Source organism: Halomonas sp. SS10-MC5, from assembly GCF_015992245.1.
GTDB classification, from domain to species: Bacteria; Pseudomonadota; Gammaproteobacteria; order Pseudomonadales; family Halomonadaceae; genus Halomonas; species Halomonas sulfidoxydans.
Window position 1 is genome coordinate 2,379,094 of the sequence record NZ_CP065435.1, and the last position, 25,361, is coordinate 2,404,454.

At 67.9% G+C, this 25,361-nt stretch carries 25 protein-coding genes; 9 read left to right on the plus strand and 16 right to left on the minus strand.

The features are described from left to right. The first annotated feature begins 136 nt into the window (after positions 1 to 136). Positions 137 to 1,402 (plus strand): ATP-binding protein, encoded by a 1,266-nt coding sequence (locus tag I4484_RS11190; protein WP_197447389.1) that lies wholly within the window; start codon positions 137 to 139, stop codon positions 1,400 to 1,402. Positions 1,403 to 1,421: 19 nt separating this feature from the next. After that, positions 1,422 to 1,961 carry a response regulator transcription factor gene (locus I4484_RS11195; RefSeq protein ID WP_197447390.1) on the plus strand — a complete coding sequence of 180 codons (540 nt, stop codon included), beginning with the start codon at positions 1,422 to 1,424 and terminating at the stop codon, positions 1,959 to 1,961. Between the two features lie 108 nt (positions 1,962 to 2,069). Here the strand turns inward: I4484_RS11195 and I4484_RS11200 are convergent, their stop codons facing one another. Both I4484_RS11200 and hybE read right to left on the minus strand, forming a co-directional pair. Continuing rightward, positions 2,070 to 2,843 carry a 3-hydroxybutyrate dehydrogenase gene (locus I4484_RS11200; protein WP_197447391.1) on the minus strand — a complete coding sequence of 258 codons (774 nt, stop codon included), beginning with the start codon at positions 2,841 to 2,843 and terminating at the stop codon, positions 2,070 to 2,072. Positions 2,844 to 2,930: 87 nt separating this feature from the next. Next, positions 2,931 to 3,377, minus strand: coding sequence for a [NiFe]-hydrogenase assembly chaperone HybE (hybE, locus tag I4484_RS11205; protein ID WP_197447392.1), 447 nt, complete (start codon positions 3,375 to 3,377; stop codon positions 2,931 to 2,933). A 121-nt stretch (positions 3,378 to 3,498) separates the two neighbouring features. On the opposite strand from hybE, the gene I4484_RS11210 reads away from it, so the two are divergent. The 3 genes from I4484_RS11210 to I4484_RS11220 all read left to right on the plus strand — a co-directional run bounded on the left by I4484_RS11210 (position 3,499) and on the right by I4484_RS11220 (position 5,619). Further along, a complete protein-coding gene (locus tag I4484_RS11210) occupies positions 3,499 to 4,320 on the plus strand; it encodes an inositol monophosphatase family protein (RefSeq protein WP_197447393.1) in 822 nt (273 codons plus the stop codon). Positions 4,321 to 4,439: 119 nt separating this feature from the next. After that, on the plus strand, positions 4,440 to 4,700 hold the full coding sequence (locus I4484_RS11215; protein WP_197447394.1) for a GrxA family glutaredoxin: 261 nt from the start codon (positions 4,440 to 4,442) through the stop codon (positions 4,698 to 4,700). A gap of 151 nt (positions 4,701 to 4,851) precedes the next feature. Continuing rightward, positions 4,852 to 5,619: a DUF1338 domain-containing protein gene (locus tag I4484_RS11220; RefSeq protein WP_197447395.1), complete on the plus strand. Its 768-nt coding sequence runs from the start codon at positions 4,852 to 4,854 to the stop codon at positions 5,617 to 5,619. 171 nt (positions 5,620 to 5,790) lie between these two features. Here the strand turns inward: I4484_RS11220 and I4484_RS11225 are convergent, their stop codons facing one another. Next, positions 5,791 to 6,450 (minus strand): CoA transferase subunit B, encoded by a 660-nt coding sequence (locus I4484_RS11225; protein WP_197447396.1) that lies wholly within the window; start codon positions 6,448 to 6,450, stop codon positions 5,791 to 5,793. Positions 6,451 to 6,528: 78 nt separating this feature from the next. Then, on the minus strand, positions 6,529 to 7,230 hold the full coding sequence (locus I4484_RS11230; protein WP_197447397.1) for a CoA transferase subunit A: 702 nt from the start codon (positions 7,228 to 7,230) through the stop codon (positions 6,529 to 6,531). Positions 7,231 to 7,360: 130 nt separating this feature from the next. Between I4484_RS11230 and I4484_RS11235 the strand changes: the two genes are divergently transcribed. The 4 genes from I4484_RS11235 to I4484_RS11250 all read left to right on the plus strand — a co-directional run bounded on the left by I4484_RS11235 (position 7,361) and on the right by I4484_RS11250 (position 10,729). Further along, positions 7,361 to 8,254, plus strand: coding sequence for a LysR family transcriptional regulator (locus tag I4484_RS11235; RefSeq protein ID WP_197447398.1), 894 nt, complete (start codon positions 7,361 to 7,363; stop codon positions 8,252 to 8,254). Positions 8,255 to 8,332: 78 nt separating this feature from the next. Continuing rightward, on the plus strand, positions 8,333 to 9,202 hold the full coding sequence (locus I4484_RS11240) for an acyltransferase (RefSeq protein WP_197447399.1): 870 nt from the start codon (positions 8,333 to 8,335) through the stop codon (positions 9,200 to 9,202). Continuing rightward, positions 9,151 to 10,101 (plus strand): LysM peptidoglycan-binding domain-containing protein, encoded by a 951-nt coding sequence (locus I4484_RS11245; RefSeq protein WP_197447400.1) that lies wholly within the window; start codon positions 9,151 to 9,153, stop codon positions 10,099 to 10,101. Before I4484_RS11240 ends, I4484_RS11245 begins: the two co-directional genes overlap by 52 nt. A gap of 4 nt (positions 10,102 to 10,105) precedes the next feature. Further along, positions 10,106 to 10,729: an alpha-ketoglutarate-dependent dioxygenase AlkB gene (locus I4484_RS11250; RefSeq protein WP_197447401.1), complete on the plus strand. Its 624-nt coding sequence runs from the start codon at positions 10,106 to 10,108 to the stop codon at positions 10,727 to 10,729. A gap of 6 nt (positions 10,730 to 10,735) precedes the next feature. On the opposite strand, the gene I4484_RS11255 is transcribed toward I4484_RS11250, so the two are convergent. The 12 genes from I4484_RS11255 to I4484_RS11310 form a co-directional block, all read right to left on the minus strand. Continuing rightward, the gene (locus tag I4484_RS11255; RefSeq protein ID WP_197447402.1) at positions 10,736 to 12,010 is read right to left on the minus strand and encodes an O-antigen ligase; all 1,275 of its coding nucleotides are present in this window, start codon (positions 12,008 to 12,010) and stop codon (positions 10,736 to 10,738) included. A gap of 129 nt (positions 12,011 to 12,139) precedes the next feature. Then, positions 12,140 to 13,990 carry a glutamine--fructose-6-phosphate transaminase (isomerizing) gene (glmS, locus tag I4484_RS11260; protein ID WP_197447403.1) on the minus strand — a complete coding sequence of 617 codons (1,851 nt, stop codon included), beginning with the start codon at positions 13,988 to 13,990 and terminating at the stop codon, positions 12,140 to 12,142. A gap of 139 nt (positions 13,991 to 14,129) precedes the next feature. Then, entirely contained in the window at positions 14,130 to 16,097 is a 1,968-nt protein-coding gene (locus I4484_RS11265) for a nucleoside-diphosphate sugar epimerase/dehydratase (RefSeq protein WP_197447404.1), read from the minus strand. A gap of 50 nt (positions 16,098 to 16,147) precedes the next feature. Further along, the gene (locus I4484_RS11270) at positions 16,148 to 17,329 is read right to left on the minus strand and encodes a DegT/DnrJ/EryC1/StrS aminotransferase family protein (RefSeq protein ID WP_197447405.1); all 1,182 of its coding nucleotides are present in this window, start codon (positions 17,327 to 17,329) and stop codon (positions 16,148 to 16,150) included. Further along, a complete protein-coding gene (locus tag I4484_RS11275; RefSeq protein ID WP_197447406.1) occupies positions 17,329 to 18,039 on the minus strand; it encodes an acetyltransferase in 711 nt (236 codons plus the stop codon). The genes I4484_RS11270 and I4484_RS11275 overlap by 1 nt, the downstream gene beginning before the upstream one ends. Beyond that, the gene (locus I4484_RS11280) at positions 18,032 to 18,631 is read right to left on the minus strand and encodes a sugar transferase (protein WP_197447407.1); all 600 of its coding nucleotides are present in this window, start codon (positions 18,629 to 18,631) and stop codon (positions 18,032 to 18,034) included. The genes I4484_RS11275 and I4484_RS11280 overlap by 8 nt, the downstream gene beginning before the upstream one ends. After that, complete coding sequence (locus tag I4484_RS11285) at positions 18,628 to 19,878, minus strand: glycosyltransferase family 4 protein (RefSeq protein ID WP_197447408.1); 1,251 nt, start codon at positions 19,876 to 19,878, stop codon at positions 18,628 to 18,630. Before I4484_RS11285 ends, I4484_RS11280 begins: the two co-directional genes overlap by 4 nt. 11 nt (positions 19,879 to 19,889) lie before the next feature. Further along, complete coding sequence (locus tag I4484_RS11290; RefSeq protein ID WP_197447409.1) at positions 19,890 to 21,008, minus strand: glycosyltransferase family 4 protein; 1,119 nt, start codon at positions 21,006 to 21,008, stop codon at positions 19,890 to 19,892. Further along, positions 20,968 to 22,317: a hypothetical protein gene (locus I4484_RS11295; protein ID WP_197447410.1), complete on the minus strand. Its 1,350-nt coding sequence runs from the start codon at positions 22,315 to 22,317 to the stop codon at positions 20,968 to 20,970. Before I4484_RS11295 ends, I4484_RS11290 begins: the two co-directional genes overlap by 41 nt. Before the next feature lie 16 nt (positions 22,318 to 22,333). Continuing rightward, positions 22,334 to 23,782 (minus strand): polysaccharide deacetylase family protein, encoded by a 1,449-nt coding sequence (locus I4484_RS11300; RefSeq protein WP_234283487.1) that lies wholly within the window; start codon positions 23,780 to 23,782, stop codon positions 22,334 to 22,336. Positions 23,783 to 23,787: 5 nt separating this feature from the next. Continuing rightward, positions 23,788 to 24,714, minus strand: a complete 927-nt coding sequence (locus tag I4484_RS11305) for a GNAT family N-acetyltransferase (RefSeq protein ID WP_197447412.1) — start codon at positions 24,712 to 24,714, stop codon at positions 23,788 to 23,790. Further along, entirely contained in the window at positions 24,711 to 25,361 is a 651-nt protein-coding gene (locus I4484_RS11310; RefSeq protein WP_197447413.1) for a GNAT family N-acetyltransferase, read from the minus strand. Before I4484_RS11310 ends, I4484_RS11305 begins: the two co-directional genes overlap by 4 nt.

The window sequence follows — 25,361 nt, forward strand, 5'->3', positions numbered from 1 at the left end:
TTCGTCGTGGCACCCAGACGGTGCGTGAATGGTGAATTGGCACGCATTCTACGGCTTTGCCCCGCACAGTTGTAGGGCAGCGGCGAGAAAGGGCACGAGACGGTATCATGGCGGCACGAATGCTCCAGGAGACGTCATGCCTACCGCTCCCCCCCTCCCGCTGTCGACGCCCAGCCGCAACCTGATTCGCCTGACCATCGTGCGCGGCATCACCTGGACCGGCTTCCTGGCGGCGGTCATCGTCGGCGTCGAACTCCTGCACTTCGAACTCGAGATCGCAGCGGTGATCGGCGTGATCGTCTGCATGGGCCTGGTCAACCTATTCACCTGGTGGCGGCTCGGTCGCCAATGGGCGGTCAACCACACCGAGTACGTGATCCACCTGCTGGTCGACGTGCTCGGCCTGACGCTGCTGTTCTATCTCACCGGGGGGGCCACCAACCCCTTCATCAACTATTACCTGGTGCCGGTCACCATTGCCGCCGCCACCCTGCCATGGCGGTATGCCTGGATCGTCGCCGCCTCGGCCATGGCCTCCTACACCCTGCTGATGTGGGACTACCATCCGGTCCCTCAACTGACCCACGACCAAGGCAACGAGATTCTCAACCTGCACGTGCTGGGCATGTGGATCAACTTCGGCCTGTCGGCCGGCCTGGTGACCTTTTTCATCTTCAAGATGGCCCACGCCCTGCGCAGCCGTGAACAGGCCCTGTCCCAGACCCGCGAGTCGGCGCTGCGCAACGAGCAGATCGTCGCCGTGGCCACCCAGGCCGCCGGCACCGCCCATGAGCTGGGTACGCCGCTGTCGACCATGGCGGTGCTGCTCAGCGAAATGCGCGAGGACGCCCGCGGCAACCCGGCGCTGGAACAGGATGTCGAGTTGCTGCGCCAACAGGTCGATGTATGCAAGTCGCGGTTGCGCCACCTGGTCGAGAGCGCCGACCGCCGACGCATGGCCGAACCCGAAGTGCGCGACGCCCGCGATTGGCTCAGCGGCGTGGTGCAGCGCTGGCTGGTACTGCGACCGGACGTCAGCCACCGCCTCGAGATCGCTAGCCAGCGCGGCACGCCCTGGCTCAAGGTCGACACGACCCTCGACCAGGCAATCACCAACCTGCTCAACAACGCCGCCGACGCCAACCCCGACGACATCCATATCGGCCTGGACTGGAATGCCCAGGACGTGGTGATCGACATCCGCGACCATGGCCCCGGGGTTACCCTGGACATCGCCGACCAGCTGGGCGAGACCTTCGTCTCGACCAAGAGCAAGGGACTCGGCATCGGCCTGTTCCTCACCCACGCCACCATCAATCGCTTCGGCGGCGGCGTGAGGCTGTATAATCATCCGGACGGGGGGACGCTGACCGAAGTGATCCTGCCACACAGTGAGCCCTGAGCGACGCGACGAGGTTGCCATGCAAGATGCCGATACCCGCCTGTTGATCATCGACGACGACGAGATGTTCTGCCATGTTCTCTCTCGCGCCATGACCCGACGCGGCTACGAGGTGCTGGTGGCCAACGATGCCGAACAGGCACTCGCGTTGGCTCGCCGTCACCGCCCCCAGCTGGCCACGCTAGATCTCAAGCTGGAGCACAGCTCGGGGCTGAAGCTGCTGCCGGAATTGCTCGATGTGGTGCCGAACTGTCGCATCGTGGTGCTGACCGGTTACTCCAGCATCGCCACCGCGGTGGAGGCGATCAAGCTCGGCGCGGTGAACTACCTGTGCAAGCCCGCCGATGCCGACGAGATCCTCGTTGCCCTGGGTCGGGAAGAGGGCGATCCGGAAGCCGAAGTGGCCGATAACCCGCCGTCGATCAACCGCATCGCCTGGGAGCACATCCAGAAGGTGCTGCAGGAGCACGACGGCAACATCTCCGCCACCGCCCGCGCCCTGGGCATGCATCGCCGCACCCTGCAGCGCAAGCTGCAGAAGCGGCCGGTGCGGCGCTGATCAGAGGCGCAAGAATGAAGATTGAAGAGAGAAGAAGGGATGGAGTTCTTTCTTCCCTCTTCCAGGTGCGTAGCGCCGCTCTGCCCTTTCGAGCGGCGTAGCCGCGTCTTACTGAGCCGTCCAACCCAGATCAATGTTCCAGCTCGAGCCGCTCACCGCACCCGCCGCATCCGAGGCCAGGTAAGCCACCAGGCCGGAGACCTCCTCGGGATCGATCAGGCGCTTGACCGCGGCGTTCTTGAGCATGATCTGCTCCACCACGTCCTGCTCGTCCATGTTGTGCAGCCTGGCCTGGTCGGCGATCTGGTTCTCCACCAGCGGTGTCTTGACGTAGGCCGGGCAGATCGCGTTGGCCGTGATCCCCTGGGGGCCACCCTCCAGCGCTGCCGTCTTGGTCAGCCCAATCAGGCCGTGTTTGGCACTGATGTAGGCCGACTTGCCCGGCGAGGCGACCTGGGCGTGCACCGAGGCAATGTTGATGATCCGCCCCCAGCCGTTCTGGCGCATCGAGGGCCAGACCGCCTGGGTCAGCAGGAACGGCGCCGTCAGCATCAGGTCGACGATCTGCCGCCACTTGGCTTCGGGAAAATCCTCGATCGGCGAGACATGCTGGATGCCGGCGTTATTGACCAGGATATCGACCCGGCCGAAGCGCTTGATCGCTTCCGCGACGGCTCCCTTGCAGGCCTCGCCATCGGTGAGGTCGGCCTGGTAGAAGGCCGCCCCGGCGGCGTCGGCCTTCTCCTTGGCCTGTTCGTTGAAATCGACGGCCAGGACCTGATGGCCGAGCTCGCGGAACTGGCGTACCACGGCTTCACCGATACCGCTGGCGGTGCCCGTGACCAGGGCGACGCGAGGCACGGGGGTCGTTGCATTGGGCATGGGTAAATCCTTCTACGCGGCGTTGGGATGTGAGAGTGTCACCAGCATAAGCCGGAGGCGGCGATCAGGGCCAGCCGCGGCATCGCCTCAAGCGGCATCCTCGGGGTTCATCACCCGGTCCATCAGGCGTTGCGCCAGGCGGCTGCCCTCCTCGCGTGTCTCCAGGTCGGAGAGATCGTCGAGCAGCTGGCAGCGCCACAGCCACAGTTCCGCCTCCAGCACCTCGGCGACGAAGGGGTAGCGGCCCGATGGCAAGGCGAAGGCGCGACGCTCGCCCTCGGCCGGTGCCGCGACGGTGGCAAAGGCCGGGAACAGCACCAGCGACAGCGAAACGGGGCTGATCAGGGCGCCGACAAGGTAATCGCGGCCCGCCGTCGCCGCCACGTCATCGGGACAGACTTGGAAACACAGCGCGTCGACGTCGAGTTGCGGGTTGTATCCCGGGGCTGTCTCGAGCGCATCGGCCTGGCGGCGCTTCCAGGCCTGGGCCATCTCGTTCAGGCGCCGGTACTGCTCGGGCGTTGGGGCCAGCATGCCGCTCTCCTCTAATCCGCAATGGACGATGCGCCACCGGCGCTCATCGGCGAGAGGTCTCATTCGGCAGGACGCCTCGCGGCTGCTATTCTGGCAGCTCCATGCGCGACGAGGAATGCCCATGCTCCCCCAGCAACGTCTTGAGCTGGCCGTCTCCATCGCCCGCGAGGCCGGCGAGCGAATCGTGGCGGCCAGGCAGAGCCAAAGCTTCAACCAGCAGTTCAAGCACGGCCAGGAGCTTGTCACCGACGTCGACGTGGCCGTCGACACCCTGATCCGCGACCGCCTCGACGCCAGCCTGCCGGGCGAGCAGCGGCTCAGCGAAGAGCTCGCCCCCGACCGTGAGGTGATGCGCACGGCCGAGGCGCTGTGGGTCATCGACCCGATCGACGGCACCGTCAATTTTGCCCATGGCCTGCACCATGTCGCCGTCTCCATCGCCTGGGTCAGCGAGGGCAAGTCCCGCCTGGGCGTGGTGCATGCCCCCTTCCTCGGCGAGACCTACACCGCCCTGTGCGGTCAGGGCGCCTGGCGCAACGGCAAGCCGATTCATGCCAGTCGCACCACCAACCTGCAGCGCTGCCTGGTCGGCACTGGCTTCCCCTACCGGCGCGACAGCCGCCCGCCGTTGATGCGTCGGCTGATGGCCGTGCTGGAGCACTGCCAGGACGTGCGGCGCAACGGCTCGGCCGCGCTCGACCTGTGCGACGTGGCCTGCGGTCGGCTGGATGCCTATTACGAGAGCGTATCGCCCTGGGACTTTGCCGCCGGCCTGCTGATTGCCCGCGAGGCCGGCGCCCGTACCGGCCACCTCTATCCCTGCCCGAAGGGCATTCCGGAAGACCTGTACGGCGAGAACCTGCTGGTCAGCGCCCCCGAGATCCACGCCGAGCTCGGCGACCTGCTGCGCGCGGCCGATGCCAACGAGCTGAGACCGTACTGAAGGCTTCCGCCGCGGCCGCGATAGGGCTGCCCAATCGGGCCGCTAGCAGCCTGCTATTGGCCCGCAGCCCTCCCATCCGTCACAATGGCGCCCAGGAAAATACCTTCAGGAGACATGCTATGTTCGTGGTCATCTTCGGTCGTCCCGGCTGCCCCTTCTGCGTTCGTGCCCAGCAGCTCGCCGAGAGCCTGGAAAGCGCCAACGTGATCGAGGGTCACCGCTACGTGGACATCTGGGCCGAAGGCATCAGCAAGGCCGACCTGGAGAAGACCATCGGCAAGCCGGTCTCGACCGTGCCGCAGGTCTTCATCGACCAGCAGCACGTCGGCGGCTTCACCGAGTTCGATCGCTACGTGCGTGACAATGCCCTCATGGCCTGACGAATCCGGCCCGCCAGGCCGAGACAGAGCGCCGGCCTGGCCCCTGCGTCCATTTCCCGTTTAACGTTCCTCCCCCGTTGAAAGCCGTTCCTGTCCAGCCCCTATACTGAGGTCTAATGCGCAAGCGCATCTGGACATAAGGAACGGCACGATGCAAAGGGAAGAATTCCTCCAGCAGCTCTGGCTCGACTACATCCACCACCATCCAGACGTGGGGATGCTGCGCCTGTGGCCGACGAATGCGCCGGTCGAGTACCTGACGCTGCTCACCCTCAATCAGCCTCCCTTCGCTGCCGACGACCTGCTACCCACGCTCGGCCACCTCGGCTATCGCCCCGTACAGCGCTACGCCATGGCCGACCGCGGCCTGCTGGTCACCCTGCTGGCGCCGCCCGACAGCGGCACCTGGCTGGTGCTGGCGGAACTCCAGCTCAGCAGCCTGTCGCGCCAGCCGCGCGATGCGCTCGCTGCGCTGGTCAGCCGCACCCACCCCCAGGATACCCGCGGCAAGAACCTGCTGAGCCGGGGCCGCCCTTGGCCCATGCCCAGCTGGGACGTCTATCGCTCGCTGTACGACGCGCACCCCTTGGCCGCCTGGTTTGCCGCCATGGGGCCGAGCGTACATCACGCCGGCTTCGACTGCGCACGCCTCGGCAACAGCTTCGAAGCGCTCGATGCCGCCCTGTCGGCAGCCGGCCTCGCGGGCAATGAAGACCGTCATCACGGCGTCTTCCCGGTATCGCCGCTGCTCCAGTATCGCTTCTACCCCACCTGCTCACAGCGGCTTGCCTTTGCCGAGGGCGACGAGCACCGCATCTGCCTGGGCGGCCTGGCCTTGATGCAGAAGCGCCTGAGCAGCGACCACGAGCGCAGCGTGGAGCTGCTGCTGCCTCACCACACCCGCTGCGAGCTCACCTGACCCGCCGCCGGGCGTTATCCACAGAAACTGTGGATAACGCTGTGCAAGACGCCGTGACAAGCCTCGTTGGCCCAGGCACGACGCCCCTCGCTCGGGTTGATCATAAAATCATCACAGATTGAAACAGAAAGGCCCGGGCAAAGCCCGGGCCCGAAGGTACCGCGGAGCAGCTCAATCGAAGGTCATTTCCGGCACGTGATCCGGGACGATCAGCTTGCCGGCGGTCTTCTCGACGATCTCCTCGACGCTGACGCCGGGCGCCCGCTCCTTGAGGATGAAGGCGCCGTTCTCGATCTCCAGGTAGGCGAGGTCGGTGAGCACCCGATTGATGCAGCCCGCCCCGGTCAACGGTAGCGTGCATTTCTCGAGCAGCTTCGACTCACCATGCTTGGAGGCATGGGTCATGGTACAGATGATGTTCTCGGCGCCGGCCACCAGGTCCATGGCGCCGCCCATGCCCTTGATCAGCTTGCCGGGGACCATCCACGAGGCGATGTTGCCCTCCTGGTCGACCTCGAAGGCGCCAAGCACGGTCAGGTCGACGTGGCCGCCGCGGATCATGGCGAAGGATTCGGCGGAATTGAAGATCGCCGCCCCCAGGCGGGCCGTCACCGTCTGCTTGCCGGCGTTGATCATGTCGGGGTCGACCTCGTCCTCGGTGGGGAAACGCCCCATGCCGAGCAGGCCGTTCTCCGACTGCAACATCACGTCGATGCCCTCAGGCACGTAGTTGGCCACCAGGGTGGGGATGCCGATGCCCAGGTTGACGTAGAAGCCATCCTTCAGTTCCTGCGCCACGCGCTGCGCCATCTGTTCGCGAGTCAGTGCCATCTTGTTTGCCTCTAGTGTTCGGTGGAGAAGCGATATGTGGTGTGCCGGTCGCTGCCGGCGGCGGAAGCGGCGCCGGGCTCAGCCCTCGCGCACCGTGCGCTTCTCGATACGCTTCTCGAAGGTGCCCTGGATGATGCGGTCGACATAGATGCCCGGGGTATGGATCTGGTCGGGGCGCAGTTCGCCCGGCTCGACGATCTCCTCGACCTCCACCACGGTGATCTTGCCGCAGGTGGCAGCCAACGGGTTGAAGTTCTGGGCGGTGTCGCGGTAGACCACGTTGCCGTAGCGATCGGCCTTCCAGCCCTTGACGATGGCGAAATCGGCGTGGAACGCCTCCTCGAGAATATAGTGACGGCCGTTGAATTCGCGCACCTCCTTGCCCTCGCCGATCGGCGTGCCGTAGCCGGTGGCGGTGTAGAAGGCCGGAATGCCCGCCCCTCCGGCGCGCATCTTCTCGGCCAGGGTGCCCTGCGGCGTCAGGATCACCTCGATCTCCTCGTTGAGCATCTGCTGCTCGAACAGGGCGTTCTCTCCCACGTAGGAGGCATAGAAGCGCTTGATCTGCTTGTCTTCCAGCAGCACGCCCAGGCCGAAGCCGTCGACGCCACAGTTGTTGGAGATGACGGTCAGGTCCTTGACACCGCGGCGCTTGACCTCGGCGATCAGGTTCTCGGGGATGCCGCACAGGCCGAAGCCCCCAGCCACCACGGTCATCCCGCTTTCGATGCCTGCCATCGCCTCTTCGTAGGAGTACACGCGCTTGTCGAATCCGGACATCGCAAAGCCTCGTCTTGTTGTGAAATGGGTACAGGTGACGGTACCTGATCAGTGTTGACCTGCCCAATATATTTGTTAAGTTTGTTTTTTTTATCAATTGATATGAATTATTTATAAAATAGGCCGCACCATGACCGTCAAGCAGCTTCGCGCCTTCCTCGCCGTGGCCCAGAGCCTCAGCTTTACCCAGGCCTGCGAGCGGCTGCACCTGTCGCAACCGGCGCTGAGCCTGGCCATCAAGGGGCTCGAGGAGACCCTGGGCGGCCCCCTGCTGATTCGCAGCACACGCAGCGTGCGCCTCACGCCGGAGGGCGAGATCCTGGTGCCGCTGGCCAAGCGCCTGCTGGCCGACTGGGACAACGCCGAGGAACTGCTGCGCCAGCGCTTCACCCTGCAGCTCGGGCGGGTGGCCCTGGCCGCCATGCCCTCCATCGCCTGCAATCGGCTGCCTCGCGCGCTGAGGCGCTTCCGCGAGCGTTTTCCCCGGGTCAACGTGACGGTGCACGACGTGATCAACGAGCAGGTGATCGACATGGTGCGCCACCAGCGGGTCGAGCTGGGCATCGCCTTCGAGCCCGAAACCCGCGAGGGCATCGACTTCCTGCCGCTGTTCGACGACACCTTCGTTGCCGTGCTGCCGCCGGATTCCCCCCTGGTCGCCGCCGAATCGGTCGACTGGAAGGCCCTGCTCTCGCACGACTTCATCGCCCTGCAGCGCCCCTCCATGGTACGCATCCTGCTGGAACAGGCCCTGGCGCGCCGGCAAACGGAGCTGCCGGTGGCGTTCGAGAGCCATCAGCTGGCGACGGTCGGTCGCATGGTGGCCAGCGGTCTCGGCGTCAGCGCCGTGCCCACGCTGTGCCGCGAGCAGATGCATGAGCTCGGCGCTCGCTGCGTGCCACTCTTCGACCCCCAGATCCGCCGTACCGTAGGCGTGGTAGTGGGTGCCGGGCAGGAGCTTTCGATTGCGGCGCGGGCGCTGTTCGACGTGCTGCAGACGACGCTGTGCGAGCCGTCAGCGTGAGTGGAAGCGCTGGGCAGTAAGGGCCCGATCCATTAGCATGTGCGGCTATTGTCACGACGTCACATCGAGGAGTCAGGCATGTCGACCCTGAAGGGGCTCGTCAGCGCATTGCTACTGGTGGTCACCACCCTGTTCTGGTCGGTTCCCCTGATCCTGTTGACCCTGCTCAAGCTGATCACGCCGACGCGCCCCCTGCGGTTGATCGTGCTGCGCGGCCTCAATGGCGTGGCGCTGAACTGGATCGGCTGCAACCTGTGGTGGATGCGCCACTGGCTCAAGCCTCGCCTCGAGGCGACCCTGCCCGAAGGCCTGTCGCCCGAACAGCGCTGGCTGGTGATCTCCAATCACCGCAGCTGGACCGACATCTTCATGTTGCTCATGGTGCTGCACCGGCGCATCCCGATGCCGCGCTTCTTCCTCAAGCAGCAGCTCATCTGGATACCGATCGTGGGGCTCGCCTGGTGGGCCCTCGAGTTCCCTTTCATGCGCCGCTACCGCCGCGAGCAGATCGAGCGCAATCCGCAACTGGCGGAGGTCGACCGCAAGGCGACCGAGCGCCTGTGCGAGCGCGCCCGCGAGATGCCGCTCGCCATCTTCAACTTCGTTGAAGGCACGCGATTTACCCCGCTCAAGCGCGATGCGCAGAATAGCCCCTTCCGCCATCTGCTTCGCCCCAAGGCCGGCGGTGTCGCCCAGGTGCTGAGCCTGCTGGGTGCCCAGCTCGACGGTATCCTCGACGTGACCTTGCACTATGCTAACCCGGACCCGACCTTCTGGGGCTTCCTGTGCGGACGCGAAGGGCCGATAACGCTCGAGGCTCGCCGACTCGAGGTACCGGGCTGGATGCTCGACAGTCGCTACCATGACGATCCGCACTACAAGGAACGCTTCCACTCATGGCTCAACGCCCTGTGGCAGGAAAAAGACCAGGCGCTCGCATCGCGCTGACGCTGCTTTACGTACTGGCACTGCTGTCGCTCGTCGCTTGCGCCTCGCCCGGCGGCGAGGTCCAGCGCAGCAGCGATCCCGGCATTGCCGGCAGTTGGGTCGTGGTACAGCGCGGCGACACTCTCGGCAGCATCGCCGCCCGTGCCGACGTGCCGCTGGCCCGCCTGCAGCGCTTCAACCCCGGCGTCAACGCCAATCGCCTGGCGGTCGGCCAGCGCCTGCTGATTCCCACCCAGCAGGAGCGAGCCCCCTCCGGCGGCCCCTACCGCTACCAGATTCGCCCCGGCGATACCTTCTCGGCGGTCGCACGGCGCTTTGGCACCACGCCGGCGCGCATCCAGTCGGCCAACCCCGGTGTGGCGCCAACCCGCCTGCGCGTGGGCCAGCTCATCCAGGTCCCCCTGCGCGGCTCGACCACGACGACGACCGCCCGCTCGTCAAGCGCTTCGAGCAGTCGCGCCAGTACCCCGAGCCGCCCTGCCAGCCCCCCCACGGCAGCGTCCGCACCGAGTTCGGTACCGGGTTCGGCGCGGAACTGGCCCTGGCCACTCGAGGATTATCGTGTCGTGCGTGCCTACGGCACCGACAGCCGCGGCACCCTGCAACCGATGCTGCTCGCCACCAACCGTGGCGCGCGGGCCAAGGCGGTCGCCGACGGCGACGTTCGCTTCGCCGGCAGCATGCGTCAGCTCGGTCGCGTCGTGATCGTGCACCATGCCGACAACCTGCAGAGCGTCTACGCGCTGTGCGACAAGCTGCTGGTGGACGACGGCGCGCGTGTCAGCCGCGGCACGCCGCTGTGCGAGGTGGGCTTCAGCAATGCCACGGAGCGTTTCGACCTGCTGTTCGACATACGTCTCGGCGGCAAGCCGATCGACCCGCGCCGGGTGCTGCGCTAGCGCCATGGCGACGCCAGCCTGGGAACGGTGCCTGCCAGCACCGCCGCTGTATCGCTACCGGGGCGTACTGGGAGAGCCCGCGGCCAGTGAGGTCCTGGCCAGGCTGGAGGCGGAGCTGGACTGGCAACAGCCCCGCCTGCGCCTGTACGGGCGCGAGCACCCGATTCCCCGCCGCCAGGTATGGATGGGCGACCCCGAGGCGCACTATCGCTACTCGGGGCGTGACTTCGTGCCGCTGGCGTGGCATCCCGACGTCGTCGCGATACGCGAGCGCATCGCCGCCCTGCTGGCGAAGCTGGGTCTCGACATCGCGTTCAACAGCGTGCTGCTCAACCGCTATGCCGATGGCGACGAGCGCATGGGCTGGCACAGCGACGACGAGCCGGAGCTCGGCGACAACCCCGTCATCGCCGCCGTCACACTGGGCAGCGAACGGCCGCTGCGGTTCCGCTGGAAACAGGGCGGCGACCCACCCTTCAATGTCTGGCTGCCCCACGACAGCCTGCTGCTGATGGGACCCGGCTGCCAGGCGAAGCTGCAGCACGCCCTGCTGCCCAGGCGCGTCCCCGGGCTGCGCATCAGCCTCACCTTCCGGCGCGTGCTGATACGCCCCCGGCGCCGGCGCTGAGCCCGGTCAATGGGCTTGGCGGTAGAGCCCCCATAGGATCGTGATCAACAGCGCGTAGACCAGCCCGCCGACGGGATAGGTGAGAAAGCTGTAGGTCAAGCCGAAGTCGATGAAGGCGACCGGCACCAGCGTGCCCGCCACCGCCAGCGCCCGCTGCTCGCCCGAGCCGGCGCCGACCCCGCGGGCGAACAGCCACAGCGGCGTGAAGTAGAGCGCCAGCAGCGCCAGCAGCCCCGGCACCCCGCGCTTGACCCAGGCGTCGAGGATATCGTTGTGGGCGTGCCAGAAGCGCCCCAGCGCAGGGTCCTGCTCGCCCTCGGCGCCGCGCTCGCGCATGGCGGCCTGGTAGCCGCTGCCGCCCCACCCGAGCAGCGGGCGCTCCAGTATCAGCTGCGAAGAACCCCGCCACATCTCCAGCCTGGCGCTGACCGAGGTCATCTCGTCGTCCCCCGCCACGTACTGGCGCAGGCTGTTGACGGCATTGTCGACGCGCGTGGCCACGCCGGTCTGCGGCATCGCATACAGGCTGCCCAGCAGCGCCATCAGGGCCGCCACCAGGGTCACCCGCCAGCCCAGCGAGAGGCGGCGGCCATGCCCGCGATAGAGCACCCAGATCGCCAGGGGCAGGCCGATCCAGCCCCCGCGCGACCCGGACAGCGCCGAGGTGAGCAGGCCCGCCAGGCCACCGACGATCAGCAGCAGCGACCAGGGCCAGCGCTCCCGCCGGGCAAACGACCAGCTCAGGCCCGCGAGGCACAGCAGCCCCATCAGCAGGCCGAGGTTACCGAACAGGATGGCGTGCAACGGCTCATGACCGTTGGCACGCGTCGTCCCCTCGACGACGCGCTGCCACAAGGCCCAGGCGCTCGCCGCCAGGCTGCCCAGCGCCAGGCCGGCCCAGAGCCAGGTGGCACGGACCCTGACCCTGGCGAACGCCACCAGCGCGACCATGGCCAGCGCGAATGGCCAGGCATTGACCAGACCGGAGGCGCCTTCGCCGTGCAGCAGGAGCATGCCGACCCAGGCCAGGCCCTGCAGCCCCATGGCGGCCACGAGCAGCAGATCCTCGCGCCGCGGAAACGCATCGACCTGCCCTTCCTCGCCAAGCCAGGCCGCTGCCAGCAGCAGCAGCGGCACGACGATGAGACCCTCCCACGGCAGCGCCAGCATCGACGCCCCCAGGGTGAGCATGGCCAGGGCCGACAGCCACGCCTGGCACACGGCTCTCCAGCTGCGCGACATGGATCCGGGGAGCGGTCGATAGGAATTGTCTTCGATCATGGCAATGGCTCATCCGTTGATACGCTGCCGTCAACGGCGCCCGGGGAACTGCCCTCCTGGCTTCCGGGCGCCGTGTCGAAAGATTACCCTCTCAGGATAGTGGAAGCGATGTCCACCCGACCGATTCCTTCACTCCACGGTGACGGACTTGGCCAGGTTGCGCGGCTGGTCGACATCGGTATCGCGCGCCACCGCGACGTGATAGGCCAACAGCTGCAGCGGTAGGGTGTAGACGATGGGGGCCAGGAAGCGGCAGCAGCCGGGTACCTTGATCACCGTCATGCCCGCTTCCTGCTCCAGGCCGCTCTCGGGATCGGCGAAGACCAGCAGTTGGCCGCCGCGCGCCCGCACCTCCTGCAGGTTGGACTTGAGCTTGTCGATCAGCTCGTCCAGCGGCGCCAGCGCCACCACCGGCATACTGCCGTCGATCAGCGCCAGGGGCCCGTGCTTGAGTTCCCCGGCGGGATAGGCCTCGGCGTGGATGTAGGAGATCTCCTTGAGCTTGAGCGCCCCCTCCAGGGCGATCGGCATCTGCGCACCGCGCCCCAGGAACAGGGTATGGCGGTAGTCGACGAAGCGCTGGGCCAGGGCGGCGATCTCGCCGTCGAGCTTGAGCGTGTCGCCCAGCAGGGTCGGCAGGTAGCGCAGGCGGTGCACCAGCCTGGCCGTCAGGTCGGGGTCGCCGCCATGCAGCTGGCGCAGCGCCAGCGCCACCAGCATCAGCGAGGTCAGTTGGGTGGTGAACGCCTTGGTCGAGGCCACGCCGATCTCGGGGCCGGCATGTGTCATCAGGCTGAGGTCGGACTCGCGCACCAGCGAGCTGCCCGGCACGTTGCAGATCGCCAGCGCCCCGACGTAGTTCTCGCCCTGGCGCTTGCGAGCATGGCGCAGGGCGGCCAGGGTGTCGGCCGTCTCGCCCGACTGCGACAGGGTCAGCAGCAGCGTCCCCGGAGGGGCCACTACGTCGCGATAGCGGTACTCGGAGGCGATCTCCACCTGGCACGGCACCCCGGCCAGCGCTTCGATCCAGTAGCGCGCCACCATGCCCGCATGGTAGCTGGTCCCGCAAGCGACGAGATGAATCTGGCGAGTCTTGCCCAGCAGCTCGCGCGCCTGGGGGCCGAAGGCCTCGATCAGCACCTGATCGCCCCCCAGCCGCCCTTCCAGGGCGTTGGCCACGGCCACCGGCTGCTCGTGGATCTCCTTGAGCATGTAATGCTCGAACTCGCCCTTGCCGACCGCCGGGTCGTCGTGCTCGTAGCGCAGCACCTCGCGCACTACCGGGGCACGCCGCCCCTCGGCGTCGAGACCATGCACGACGCAGCCGTCGCGCGTGGCCTCCACCAGATCGCCGTCCTCCAGGTAGACGAAGCGATCGGTCACCGTGAGCAGCGCCAGCGGGTCGGATCCCAGGTAGCAGCCCGGCTCGCCGATCCCCACCACGAGCGGGCTGCCGTGGCGCGCGCCGACGACGCGATCGGGCCGGTCGGCATCGATCACCCCCAGGGCATAGGCGCCTTCGAGCCGTGCAACCGCCGCCTCGACCGCCAGCAGCAGGTCTCCCCGGGCTTTCAGCTCGCGCTCGACCAGGTGCGCCACGACCTCGGTGTCGGTCTGGGAGACGAAGACGTAGCCATCGGCGACGAGCTCGGCCTTGAGCGCATGGTGATTCTCGATGATACCGTTGTGGACGACGGCGACGCGCCCCGAGACGTGGGGGTGGGCGTTGTCCTGGCTGGGCTCGCCGTGGGTCGCCCAGCGGGTGTGGGCCACCCCCGTCATGCCCGTCAGCGGCGACGCCGACAGTAGCCGCTCCAGCGCCGCCACCTTGCCCACTTCCCGGGCGCGGCCCAGCTTGCCGGGGGCTTCCACCAGGGCGACACCGGCTGAATCATAGCCCCGGTATTCGAGGCGCTTGAGACCTTCCATCAGGATGGGCAGGACGTTGTCCGCCCCCACTGCAGCTACGATGCCACACATGCTCTCTTCTCCATGAACGGTGCCACGACCTCGAGCCGTGATGCACTGGCTAGGGCAATCAAATCGCGTGCGATGCGCCGGCTGCGATGACACCGGCTGGCGGCCGTCCCGGGCCGCCAAGGCGTTCGACCGATGCCGCCTACTTGTGCCGTTCCAGCACCGGGCGCAGCGGCATGATGGCGACGTTGGAGGCCATCGGCGGGGCCTCGCGATGGCGCTTCTCGAGCCACACCAGGTCGACGATCTCGCCCTCCGGCCGGTACGCCGTCGGCGCCTCCAGCAGCAGGCGGCGAATCCCGTCGTGCTGGAAGAGACGGCACGCCTCGAACAGCCGGTCGAGGAACGCCTCGAGCCGCGGCCACTCCCAGAACACCTCCTGGGCGGTCATGATGCGCGGGTGCGAGGTCGCCGCGACGTCGTCGCCCACCAACAGTTCCTCATAGAGCTTCTCGCCCGGACGCAGGCCGCTGTAGGCGATGGCGATGTCGCCATCCGGACTGTGCTCGTCGCGCACCTTCAACCCCGACAGGCGTACCATCTGCCGCGCCAGGTCGGCGATGCGCACCGGCTCGCCCATGTCGAGCACGAAGACGTCGCCGCCGCGGGCCATGGCACCCGCCTGGATCACCAACTGGGCGGCCTCGGGGATGGTCATGAAGAAGCGGGTGATGTCCGGGTGGGTCACCGTGATCGGCCCGCCCGCCTGGATCTGCTCGCGGAACAGCGGCACCACCGAACCGCTGGAACCCAGCACGTTGCCGAAGCGCACCATGCAGAATCGTGTCGCCTCCTGGTGCTTGGCGAAGGCCTGGCAGATGAGTTCGGCCAGTCGCTTGGTGGTGCCCATGACGTTGGTCGGCCGCACCGCCTTGTCGGTGGACACCAGCACGAAGGTCTCGACCCCGGCGTCCATCGCCGCACGGGCGGCCGAGAGAGTCCCGAAGACGTTGTTCTGCACGCCCTCTACCACGTTGTGCTCGACCATCGGCACATGCTTGTAGGCCGCCGCGTGATAGACGGTCTGCACCTCGAAGGCCTTCATCACCGTGGTCAGCCGCTTGCGATGCTGCACCGAACCGAGCAGCGCCTCGATGCCGACCTCGAGCCCCTCGTCCCTGGCGATGCGGCGCAGCTCCTGCTCGATGCGGTAGAGCCCGAACTCGGAGATCTCGAGCAGCAGCAGCCGCCTGGGTCCGTGACGCAGCAGCTGGCGACAGAGCTCGGAACCGATGGAGCCCCCTGCGCCGGTGACCAGTACCACCTTGTCGCGAATGTTGGCCTCCATCAGGGTGGGATTGGGCGGCACCGGGTCGCGACCGAGCAGATCCTCCACCGCCACGTCGCGCACCTCGCTGATCCTGGCGCGCCCGGTCACCACGTCGACCACGCCGGGAATCGTCTGCACCGGGAAGCCCTGCGGCTCCAGCTCGGCGAGGATCTCGCGCCGCCGTGCCCGGCTCACGCTGGGCATGGCCAGCAGCACCCGCGAGGCGCCATAGGTGTCGGCCAGGTAGCCGAGCTGGCGCGGCGGATAGACCTTGAGCCCCTCGATGTAGGTGTTCTGCAGGCTCACCGCATCGTCGACGAAGGCGATCGGCAAATACTCCTCGCCATGGCTGAGCGACACCGCCAGCTGGCGCCCGGCCGCGCCGGCGCCATAGATCACCACCCGCGGCTTATGGCGAATCTGGCTGCGCAGGTAGATCGCGCGCAGCCCGAAACGCACCCCACCGATGGTGAGCAGCGCCAGCATGGCGTAGATGAAGGGCACGCTGCGCGGGATCCCCAGCGCGAAGAGATAGCTGGCCAGCGGCAGCGACAGCGCCGACACCACCACCCCGATGACCACGGCACGTATCGCCTTGGGCCCCAGGTAGCGGATCACCGCGCGATAGAACCCGAGCCGCACGTAGATCACCAGGCTCAGCGGGATCATCACCAGCAAGGCCATCCAGGTCTGCGCCTCGGCCAGGGGCGCCCAGCTCTCCAGGCGCAGCAGCATGGCCAGCAGGAAGCTGGTGGCGATCAGCACGCAGTCCACCACCAGCTGGATGGTGCGTTTCTGCCGTCTGGGCAGGCGGAACAGGGATTGGAGCAGGTCTCGCATGTCGTCTCTCCATGACCGCGGGCGCCGACGCACCCGCCTGATTCCGGGCGTCAGGCACAGGCCCGCGCCATGACCTCTTCGAGCACCGCGCAGGTCCGCGCGATCTCACCCTCGGTCAGCGTCGGATGACAGAGGAACATCAGGCTGGTGTCGCCCAGCTCGCTGGCAACGGGAAGTGGCGCTGCGGGGCGCCAGCCGGTGCCGTCGAAGGCCTTCTCGCGGTACACCTCCGAGCAGGAGCCCGAGAAACACGGCACCCCGGCGGCATTGATCTCGGCCATGATGCGGTCGCGATCCCAGCCCGCTGCCAGGCGTTCTGGCTCGACGAAGACGTAGCACTTGTAGGCGGCATGGTCGCAGTGCGGCGGCACCTCAGGCACGCGCAGGCCGGGGCAGCCGGCTGCCGCCCGCCAGATACGCTGCGCATTCGCCCGGCGCGCCGCATGCCATTGCGGCATGCGCCCGAGCTGGATACGCCCGATGGCGGCCTGCATCTCGGTAAGCCGCCAGTTGGTGCCGAAGCTCTCGTGCAGCCAGCGGAAGCCGGGCGGGTGCTCGCGCTCGTACACCGCCTCCCAACTCTTGCCGTGGTCCTTGAAGGCCCACATGCGACGCCACAGCTGGGCGTCGCTGGTGGTGACCATGCCGCCCTCGCCGCCGGTGGTCATGATCTTGTCCTGGCAGAACGACCAGCAGCCGACGTGGCCGATGCTGCCCACGCTGCGACTGCGGTAGCGCGCCCCGTGGGCCTGGGCGCAATCCTCGATCACATGGAGCCCGTGGCGCTCGGCCAGCGCCATGAGCGCATCCATCTCGCAAGGCCAGCCGGCCAGGTGCACGGCGACGATCGCCCGGGTGCGCGGCGTGATCTTCTCGGCCACGCTCTCGGCGGTGACGTTCTGCGAGTCGCGGTCGACGTCGGCGAAGACCGGCGTGGCCCCGGAGGTGACGATGCTCGACGCCGAGGCCAGGAAGGTGCGCGAGGTGACGATCACCTCGTCGGCGGGGTCCGCGCCGATGCCGAGCCCACGCAGGGCGAGGTCGAGGGCGACGCTGCCGTTGGCCACGGCGATGGCGTACTCGCTGCCGGCAAAGCGGGCGAATTCGCGCTCGAATTCGCGACACTCATCGCCGGTCCAGTAGTTGACCCGGTTGGAGAGCAGCACGCGCGCCACCGCATCGGCTTCCTCAGGCGTGAAGGCGGGCCAGGGAGAAAAAGGTCCGTTGAGCATCATGATCTTCCTTGCGGTGAAATCAGGTCGAAGCGCAGCACGTTCGACCCACTGGGAGGCGTGTCGTCGTCGTCCTGAGCCGACGCCAGCGGGCGTGCCGGCACGCCGGCCACCACCTGGTTGCCATCGATGTCGGAGACCACGGCCGCCCCGGCGCCGACCATCACGGCCTCGCCGATCGCCACGCCCTGACGCACCACGGCGCCGGCGCCGATCCAGCTGGTGCGACCGATCTCCACGTCGCCGGCCACGTTGGCGCCCGGCGCGACGTGCACACAGGCGCCCAGGCGGCAGTCATGATCCACGGTGGCGGCGGAATTGACGATGGTGCCCATGCCGAGCTCGGCAAAGGCATTGATGATCGCCCCCGCCATGACCACGCATCCCGGGCCGAGACGGGCCATCGGACTGACCGTGGCTCGCGGATGCACCAGCGAGACGATCCTGGCACCCTGCGTCAGCAGGGCATCGAGCTTGGCCTCGCGGATGGCGTTATGGCCGATCGCCACCACCACCCCCTCGAAGTTGGGCAGGTCGTTGAGCAGCATCGGCAGCGTGCCTTTTATCTCCCAGTGCTCGTGACGCGTCCTCTCCGGCCAGGCATCGTCGTAGAAGACCAGATCCCGCCAGCCGGCGTGGAGGGCGATATCCGCCACCACCTTGCCGTGGCCGCTGGCGCCGAGAATGGCGAGACGATGACGATTACTCATGAGGATGGCCTCCACGGAACCTCGGCATGGCGACATCGCCGTCATGGGCGATGCCTTCGCGAACCAGCACTTTCTTCACCGTCAGCAGCAGGATGCGCAGGTCGAGCCACAGCGAGCGGTGGTCGACGTACCACACGTCAAGCTCGAACTTCTGCTCCCAGGAGAGCGCGTTGCGGCCGTTGACCTGGGCCCAGCCGGTCACGCCCGGGCGCACCTCGTGGCGCCGCGCCTGGCGCGGCGTGTAGAGCGGCAGGTACTCCATCAGCAGTGGACGCGGACCGACCAGGCTCATGTCGCCCTTGAGCACGTTCCACAGCTCCGGCAGCTCGTCGAGGCTGGCCGCGCGCAGCCGCTGGCCCAGAGGGGTCAGGCGCGCCGCATCGGGCAGCGGATTGCCGTCGCGGTCGACGGCATCGCGCATGGTGCGAAACTTGATCATCTCGAACGGACGCCCGCGCCGCCCCGGCCTTGTCTGGCGGAACAGCACCGGCGAGCCGAGCCTCAGCCTCACCAGCACGGCCACCACGAGCAGCACAGGCGAGAGCAGCATCAGCGCCACCAGGGAGAGCACGATATCGAACAGTCGCTTCATTGCCTCTCATCCATTACGTCGTTCATGATCCCGGCCAGGCGCTCGGCCAGGATCCGGTAGTCGTAGACGGCTTCCACATGGGCCCGACCCGCCCGCCCCATGCGGGCGCGCTCATCGGGCGGCAGCGCCGCCAGCCGCTTGATCGCCTCGGCCAGGGCCAGCGGATCCTCGGGCGGGACGGTGATGCCGGCCCCCGCCTCGGCCACCGGATCGTTGACCGCCGCCGAGGCGATGATCACGGGACGCGCCGCGGCCATGTAGTCGAACAGCTTGTTCATGCTGATGCCGAAGCGATATAGCCGCGGCAGGTCGCGCACCGTGATGACGAAGGCGTCGGCCTCGCTGGCCAGCGCCGGGATCTCGCGCTTGGGTACCGGCGGCTCGAAGCGTACCCAGCGCCCGTCGAGCCCGAGGCCGCTGGCCTGGCGCATCAGCTCGCGCTTGCCCGGCCCGTCGCCGATCAGGCGCAGTTGCACCGGTACCTCGCCGGCGCGGCTGTCGGCCTTGACGATCGCCATGGCCTCCAGCAGGTCCGCGAGCCCGTTGGCCTCGCCGTGGCTGCCGAAGTACATCAGCGACAGCGGCATCTCGGGCGGCCGCGGCGCGGGCGCATCGGGTTCGGGGAACGCGGCCAGGTCGACCCCGTTGGAGAGCCACACCACGCGCTCCTCCGGCACGCCCAGCGGGGCGATGTAGTCCACCGCCCGCGGCAGCAGGGTGAGCACACGACGCGCCCGGCGGTAGAGGAAGGTCTCGAGCCGGCGCATCGCCCGGGTCAATGCCGCGCCCTCCCGCAGCCGGCCCATGTCGATCAGGGTCTGCGGCCACAGGTCGCGCACCTCGAACACGAACGGCACGCGGTGGCGTCGCGCCAGCCACCAGCCGGCAAGGGCCGCGAACGGATGCACGCTCGAACCGACGATCAGGTCGGGACGCTCGAGCTCGGCCAGGCGCGTCGGCCGCATCGCCTGCCAGGCGTACTCCAGCATGTTCTTCATGCGCCCGCCCCCGTTACCGCGGTAGCTCGAGGTGCGCAGCCACAGGAAATTCACGCCGTCGATGGTCTCCAGCCGCCAGGGCTCGCCCTTCTCCAGGCGCTGCTCGCCGCTGGGGTGGTCGACGCTGGAGGCAATCAAGGTGGCGTGCCAGCCGTGTGCCGGCAGGTGCCGGGCGAGCTGGAAGTGACGGGCCCCGCCGGCCGCGTCGGGGTGCTTGGCATAGTGATTCAGGATCCAGACGTGTCTCATGGGAGCCTCGGTCAGCGGGCAAGGGCGCGATAGGTGTCCAGCAGCTTGCGTTCCTCCTGCTGCCAGTTGTAGCGCTCGACCACGGCCCGCTGGCCGTTCTGGCCCATCTCGCGGGCGCGCTCGGGGTGGCTCACGATGTACTCGATCGCCTCGGCGATGGCCTCCGGGTCGAGGGGGTCGACGCACAGCCCGCAGTCGCTGCCCTCGACGATCTCCCGCCACAGCGGGAAATCGGAGGCGATCACCGGTAGCCCGGCGCTCATGTACTCGAACATCTTCACCGGCAAGGCATCGAGGTAGTTGATGATGGGGTGAAGCGTGACCAGGCCGGCGACCGAACCGGCCATGACTCGGCGGACCCCGGCGCGATCGAGGTAGCCGTGCGCCTCGACCCGCGCCCAGCCGGCGTAGGTCATCACCTCCTGCTCCAGGGCCAGCGTCTTGAAGTCGCCGGCGAGCTGCAGCCGGCAATCGTGGCCGACCCCCTCCATCGCGCGGATGATCTCGCGAATGCCGCGCACCTCGGCGATGCCGCCGACGTAGCACACCGACTGGGATTCGCCCGGACTCGCGGCCAGGCGCGCATCGAGCGCCCCGTCGAGCTCGCCGAGCATGGGGAAGTTGTTGACGTCCACCACCCGGGGGTGGAACTCGCCGAAACGATCGCGGATGTAGGGGGTCGCCGCCACGATGGCATCGAAGCGACGGCAGGCCCGCCGCTGATAGGCTTCGACCCCGCGCGACAGCACGTGCCGCGTGAACTTGCCGAGATAGTGCTTGGCCAGCATCTGGCGCGGCAGATCCTCGTGGGCATCGTAGACCACGCGCTTGCCCAGCCGCTTGAGCCGCTGCCCCACCGGCATCAACTCAGGGTCGTGCAGATGGTAGAGATCGGCATCCAGCCGCCTGGCCTGATCAAAGACACGCTGCGTCGTCTTCAAGATACGGTTGAGGCGCCCGGGCAGTTGCCCGACGTCGACGATGACGACCCCGTCGCGCTCCTCGTCGCCCTCGCCGTCGGCGACGACCAGCGTCACCGGGTAGCCGCCGGCGGCCAGCGACCGGCACTGCTTGTGGAAGATCCGCGTGTCATAGCGCGGATGGGCGGAGGTCAGGTGTACCACTTTCATTATCGTTGCGTCCTTGTAAATCCCTTGCAGCGTCGTGCTGCCCCGGTTCGTCATCGTGGCGGCCGAGCGTGCCGGCGTACCCCATGTCATCCGCGTCGCGCTCCCGGCGGGAGGCGACGAGGGCGTTGGCGAAGGCGCCCCAGCCGAGCGCCGGCAGTGGCCAGAACACCGGCTTGGCCAGCACCATCAGCAGCAGGCAAACGAAGTTGACGGAGAAGGCGAAGACCCATCTGCCGCCGCGATCGCCGAGCAGGATCAGGCGGTAGGCGGCGCCGACGAAGGCAAACAGCGTCAGGCCGAGGTAGAGGGCAAAGCCCAGCAGCCCGTAGTTGACCCAGGCGGAGAGCATGCTGTGGGCATAGCCGCCGGTCACTTGCGCCGAGGCGATATGCCCGCCGAAGCGGCCCAGCAGCGGGCTCTCGAGGATCTGCGCCACGGCACGCTGCCCGAGGTTCTGGCGCGCCAGCCAGGAACTGGTCCCCGACAGGTCGAAGATCTGCAGCTGGCGGCTGCCGGCCAGCGCCTCGAACTGGCTCACCACCAGCGCCATGAGCACCCCGACGACCGCCAGCAGCGTCAGCATGTACTTGACGCTCATGCCTGCCCACAGCAGCAGCAGCAGCCCCGAGAGCGCGAGGAAGGCATACAGCTCCGAGCGCGCGCCCAGCACGAACATGACGAAGGCGCCGAGCACGATCAGCACGGCGCGTACCACCGCGCGCTCGCTGACGGCGATCAGAAACAGCAGCAGCACCAGAGCGCTGCGGGCATAGCCCTGGTAGGTGGAGACGCTGTCCCCCGCCTCGGCCTCGACCTCTAGCATGCGGCGGGCGAAAAACATCCACTGGCCGGTGGTGGCCACGTGGAACGCCAGATAGCCGGCAATGAGCACGAAGGCGATCCAGAAGGCCCGCGCCAGTCGCGGCGAGTCGAGCGGGATGCGGTAGCCCAGCACGAACAGCACCAGCCACAGCACCAGCGTCTCGACGGTCTGGATCAGCGCCGCCTGCATCACGCTGCCCCCGATCAGGCCGTAGTTGACCGCCGACCACAGCAGCACGTAGACGAAGAAGCACAGCGTGACCAGCGCGTAGCCGCGGGATGCGGTCAGCAGCAGGTAGAGCTGGGACGGCAGCAGCGCGCAGTAGACGATGAACATCAACACCGACACCACCCCGAACAGGCCGCCCAGCACCGCCGGGATCACCCCCATCGCCACCAGCGTGTGATAGAGAATGAAGCCCGGGAAAAGCACGAAGAAGCCGATGGCCGAGGCGCGCGTCGTCAGCGCATCACCGGACAGGACCATGCCGATACCCCTGCGCTCAATCGGCCAGCACGCGCTCGTAGAGCTCGCGCTGGGCAGACGTGGTCAGTTCCGAGTTGTGCCACAGCAGGGTGAAAACCCCGCCCATGGCGCGACAGCGCGCCTTGAGCCTGCTGAAGCATGCGAAGGCCTCCTCCCCGGTGCCGAGCCCGAGGTAGAGCGGCGAGATCACCGACGCCTCCATGGCGATCAGCGGCCGGATGCGCAGCGCCAGCGGCTCCCCCTTGACCGGGTCGAACGCCGGATACTCGAAGCAGGTGCCGCAGCGGAATCCGGGCGCTTCGGCGTAGCCCAGGGTTGTGTCGTAATCCAGCCCGGCCTGGGTGTAGCCCTGCAGCGTCAGCGGCATCTGCCAGCGCAGGTAGTGCATGCGCCCGCCCCACTGCGCCTGCTCGATGCCCTCCTCGGCACAGACCCGGCGCAGGCGCATGGCCTCGTTGGCCAGCTCCTTGGGGTTGCGGAAGGTGTGGTAGCTGGGGTGCAGGCCGATCTCGTGGCCGCGCTCGTGAAGGCGCCGCATCAACTCGCGCATCGCCGGGTGCTCCGGTTCGTAGTCGGCATCCTTGCGCGGGTCGGTGCGGCCGCAGATAAAGTAGAAAGCGCTGCTCAGGCCGTGGGACTCGGAGACGTCCATCAGCCAGTCGAAGGTGTTGAGCGGATCCAGCGGATGCAGCCGGCGGCGGGTGCTCAGGCGGACCCACGGCCCCACCACCAGCGCCTGAGGGCGGCGATGCAGCAGCGCATCGCCCAGCATGGCCCGGGCCAGCTTGACGTCGCGGGCAAAGCCATAGCGGCTGGGGCGATCGACGTCGTGGGACGGGCGCTGGGTGAACGCATGCCGGCGCAGCTGCAGCCATGGCCACTGGCGCTGGATCATCTGGCCCAGCACCGCCAGCCATTCGTCGACCACGGGCCGGTCCAGGTAACCGTGACGGCCGGCATGGGAGGCACTGGCGGGGAAGCGACAGTGCCGGTCGAGCACCTGGGCGTCGACCTCCTCCTGCCGCGACAGCATCCAGTAGGTCAGGCCGAGAATGTCGTAGTGAATCGCCAGCCCGCCCGACATCGGCTCGACCAGCGGCCGCGGCAGGCTGGCGGCGCCCGGGGCCGGCAGCGGCGAGTCGAGCGGCGCACTGAAGCCTTCGGCCGCGGCATCCCACTGGCAGTGCGGCAGGTCCCCGCCGGCCAGGTAGAAGCCCGGCTGCAGGCGGTCGAACAGCAGCTGTCCCGGCGCGTCGGCGTGGCGCAGATAGAGCCGCTCCGGGCCGTCGCGCTCCAGGTGCAGCGGCACCCCGAAGCGTTCCAGCAGGATCTGCTCCAGCCAGGCCAGTACCGGCTCGCCCGAGGTGACGCCCGACGAGACCACGGACAGGTTACCCGTCACGCAGGACGGTTTCAGCGAGGCGTTCGGCCGCGCCGGGGAATTCCGATCGTAAAGTGCAGTCATGTCATTCACTTGGATTCCCTCTTCATCAGTGTACGGGCCGTGACGTATGCCTCACGGGCCAGCTGGCGGATGCCGCGCTGGCTGATCGTGTAGTGGCACACCAGTCGCCCGCCCCATGCCTCTTTCATCTCCGCCACCGGCGCGATGTTGGCACCGATGAAGTCGAAGACCGTGCATCCCTGGCGCTCGAAGAAATCGAGCGCCTCCTCGGCGACCAGGTTGTTGACGCCGTCCTTCATGGCCTCGGTCTTCATGCCCGCCGACCAGGCCAGCGCATGGCCGCCCGGCACGAAGAGGCACACCCGGGTGCCCATGGCTTCGCCCTCGGCGTTGCGCGCCAGGAAGCAGACGAAGTGCTCCGGGCCCATCAGCTCGGCCAGCCGCGAGAGCTCCGCGGCATCGAGGCGATAGTCGAAGCCCTTGCGCGCCTCCGGGCCCGCCAGGCAGTCGGCCACCGCGGCGTACTCCTCGGTGACCTCGCAGCGGTAGCCAAGCCGGCGGCACTTGCGCGCCTTCTTGCGCGCGCTCGGGTCGATGGCGTCTTCGCGCGTGGCGATGTCCAGGTGGTAGGTGAAGCGCGGCCGTGCCGCCATGTTGGCCCACTCGAACGGGCGCACGTCGTCCGCCACCGAGGAGAGGCTGAGGCTGCCGCCGAACTCGCACTGCTGCAGGTACTCGGCCAGCCGGGTCAGGGCCAGGCGCTTGCGCCGATTGCGCGAGGCGGGCCGCTCGCTGGCACACTGGAACGCGATGGGCAGGTGGGGATTGCGCGGCGGCGTCACCAGGCGCCCCTGGTGGTTGCGGTAGAGCACGGTATCGAGCCGCCAACCGTCGCCCTTGTCGGGCGTGAAGGACAGCGGCTCGGCCGTCAGTCCCCAGCGCTGCTCGTTGAAGCGGATCCATCCGGGATGGAACAGCGGGTCGTTGTTCATGGTACGGCTTTCCTTTCCGTCTCCGGGGTCGGAGGCTGCGGTTCGCGACCCTGCGTCGTGTCATCGCGGTAGTCGTCGTCGAAATCGCAGACCAGGTAGTAGCGCTGCTCGCCGCTGACCGGGTCCTGGTAACGCTCGGCGATGTGAAAACCGAGACGCAGGCTGGGCTTGAGCGAGGCGACGTTGTCCGCCGAGATGCGCGAGGAGTAGCCACGCACCCCGTTGGCACGGAAATGCAGGATGGCCGTGCGGCGCAGCTCGGTGGCGAGCCCGCGCCCACGGTGGGCGGGGTGAACGCCGCTGAAGCTCGAATGCACCCGATCCTCGCGAAGGTCGCGGCGACTGAAGCCGTAGAAGGCCGCCCCCACCACGCGACCGTTGATGTCCAGGGCGACCACGCCGAGGCGGTTGCCCGCCAGGCGGTACAGCCAGCGCCGGGGCAGGTCGAGCGGCTGGCCGTCGTGCAGCTCGGCATACAGCGCCAGGGCGCCGGGCAGGTGCGGGCGTCGCATGGCGCACAGCCGGTAGCCGTCGTGATGGCGCAGCGGCACGGTGGCGAACCCCCTGGTACGGCGCAGGTTACGTGCGATCAGCGCGGCCGCTTCGAAGGCGACCCGCAGGTGTCGACTCGCTGCGTTGGCATTCAT

Bases quoted from the DNA above. Each gene is read 5' to 3' on its own strand.
- I4484_RS11270 (WP_197447405.1), bottom strand. From the start codon at position 17,329: ATGCTCAACGGACCTTTTTCTCCCTGGCCCGCCTTCACGCCTGAGGAA.
- I4484_RS11195 (WP_197447390.1), top strand. From the start codon at position 1,422: ATGCAAGATGCCGATACCCGCCTGTTGATCATCGACGACGACGAGATG.
- I4484_RS11295 (WP_197447410.1), bottom strand. From the start codon at position 22,317: ATGGTCCTGTCCGGTGATGCGCTGACGACGCGCGCCTCGGCCATCGGC.
- I4484_RS11190 (WP_197447389.1), top strand. From the start codon at position 137: ATGCCTACCGCTCCCCCCCTCCCGCTGTCGACGCCCAGCCGCAACCTG.
- I4484_RS11275 (WP_197447406.1), bottom strand. From the start codon at position 18,039: ATGAGTAATCGTCATCGTCTCGCCATTCTCGGCGCCAGCGGCCACGGC.
- I4484_RS11265 (WP_197447404.1), bottom strand. From the start codon at position 16,097: ATGCGAGACCTGCTCCAATCCCTGTTCCGCCTGCCCAGACGGCAGAAA.
- I4484_RS11255 (WP_197447402.1), bottom strand. From the start codon at position 12,010: ATGATCGAAGACAATTCCTATCGACCGCTCCCCGGATCCATGTCGCGC.
- I4484_RS11290 (WP_197447409.1), bottom strand. From the start codon at position 21,008: ATGAAAGTGGTACACCTGACCTCCGCCCATCCGCGCTATGACACGCGG.
- I4484_RS11215 (WP_197447394.1), top strand. From the start codon at position 4,440: ATGTTCGTGGTCATCTTCGGTCGTCCCGGCTGCCCCTTCTGCGTTCGT.
- I4484_RS11245 (WP_197447400.1), top strand. From the start codon at position 9,151: ATGGCTCAACGCCCTGTGGCAGGAAAAAGACCAGGCGCTCGCATCGCG.
- I4484_RS11250 (WP_197447401.1), top strand. From the start codon at position 10,106: ATGGCGACGCCAGCCTGGGAACGGTGCCTGCCAGCACCGCCGCTGTAT.
- I4484_RS11280 (WP_197447407.1), bottom strand. From the start codon at position 18,631: ATGAAGCGACTGTTCGATATCGTGCTCTCCCTGGTGGCGCTGATGCTG.
- glmS (WP_197447403.1), bottom strand. From the start codon at position 13,990: ATGTGTGGCATCGTAGCTGCAGTGGGGGCGGACAACGTCCTGCCCATC.
- I4484_RS11310 (WP_197447413.1), bottom strand. From the start codon at position 25,361: ATGAATGCCAACGCAGCGAGTCGACACCTGCGGGTCGCCTTCGAAGCG.
- I4484_RS11285 (WP_197447408.1), bottom strand. From the start codon at position 19,878: ATGAGACACGTCTGGATCCTGAATCACTATGCCAAGCACCCCGACGCG.
- I4484_RS11220 (WP_197447395.1), top strand. From the start codon at position 4,852: ATGCAAAGGGAAGAATTCCTCCAGCAGCTCTGGCTCGACTACATCCAC.
- hybE (WP_197447392.1), bottom strand. From the start codon at position 3,377: ATGCTGGCCCCAACGCCCGAGCAGTACCGGCGCCTGAACGAGATGGCC.
- I4484_RS11305 (WP_197447412.1), bottom strand. From the start codon at position 24,714: ATGAACAACGACCCGCTGTTCCATCCCGGATGGATCCGCTTCAACGAG.
- I4484_RS11235 (WP_197447398.1), top strand. From the start codon at position 7,361: ATGACCGTCAAGCAGCTTCGCGCCTTCCTCGCCGTGGCCCAGAGCCTC.
- I4484_RS11200 (WP_197447391.1), bottom strand. From the start codon at position 2,843: ATGCCCAATGCAACGACCCCCGTGCCTCGCGTCGCCCTGGTCACGGGC.
- I4484_RS11240 (WP_197447399.1), top strand. From the start codon at position 8,333: ATGTCGACCCTGAAGGGGCTCGTCAGCGCATTGCTACTGGTGGTCACC.
- I4484_RS11210 (WP_197447393.1), top strand. From the start codon at position 3,499: ATGCTCCCCCAGCAACGTCTTGAGCTGGCCGTCTCCATCGCCCGCGAG.
- I4484_RS11230 (WP_197447397.1), bottom strand. From the start codon at position 7,230: ATGTCCGGATTCGACAAGCGCGTGTACTCCTACGAAGAGGCGATGGCA.
- I4484_RS11225 (WP_197447396.1), bottom strand. From the start codon at position 6,450: ATGGCACTGACTCGCGAACAGATGGCGCAGCGCGTGGCGCAGGAACTG.
- I4484_RS11300 (WP_234283487.1), bottom strand. From the start codon at position 23,782: ATGACTGCACTTTACGATCGGAATTCCCCGGCGCGGCCGAACGCCTCG.